The organism is Streptococcus sp. 27098_8_113, assembly GCF_041432545.1.
Lineage (GTDB): Bacteria > Bacillota > Bacilli > Lactobacillales > Streptococcaceae > Streptococcus.
The window spans coordinates 1-724 of record NZ_JAPVZU010000033.1 but is presented as its reverse complement, the minus strand read 5'-3'; the positions used below and the strand labels follow the sequence as shown (position 1 = coordinate 724).

Below are 724 nucleotides of genomic sequence, written 5' to 3'. Positions count from 1 at the left end.
TCAGCATCGTTGAGCTTGAGTCAATCAGTTTCAGCAAGTGAATCAGCTTCAACTTCATTGAGCACCAGCCAGTCAGTCTCAGTAAGTGCCAGTGCCTCAGCATCGTTGAGCACGAGTCAGTCTGTATCAGCAAGTGAATCAGCTTCAGCGTCAGTAAGCTTGAGCCAGTCTGTATCAACAAGTGAATCAGCTTCAACCTCAATGAGCGCAAGCCAGTCTGTATCAGTAAGCACAAGTGCCTCAGCGTCATTGAGCTTGAGCCAGTCAGTCTCAGCAAGTGCAAGTGCTTCAGCATCAGTAAGCCTGAGCCAGTCTGTCTCAGCAAGCACTTCAGCATCAGTAAGCTTGAGCCAATCCGTTTCAACAAGTGCAAGTGCCTCAGCATCAGTAAGCCTGAGCCAGTCAGTTTCAACAAGTGAATCAGCTTCAACCTCAATGAGCGCAAGCCAGTCTGTATCAGTAAGCACAAGTGCTTCAGTGTCATTGAGCCTGAGCCAATCCGTTTCAGCAAGCGAATCAGCTTCAGCATCATTGAGCCTGAGTCAATCAGTTTCAACAAGTGCAAGTGCCTCAGCATCGTTGAGCTTGAGTCAATCAGTTTCAACCAGCGAGTCTGCTTCAGCATCATTGAGCCTGAGCCAATCAGTTTCAGCAAGTGAATCAGCTTCAACGTCAATGAGCACCAGCCAGTCTGTCTCAACCAGCGAGTCTGCTTCAGCATCGT

Annotated in this window: 1 protein-coding gene; it reads left to right on the top strand. The window is 48.6% G+C overall.

What is annotated here, in order from left to right; translation table 11 throughout:
• On the top strand, nt 1–724 hold a 724-nt coding region (locus O3644_RS10025; protein ID WP_371595639.1), incomplete at both ends, for a hypothetical protein.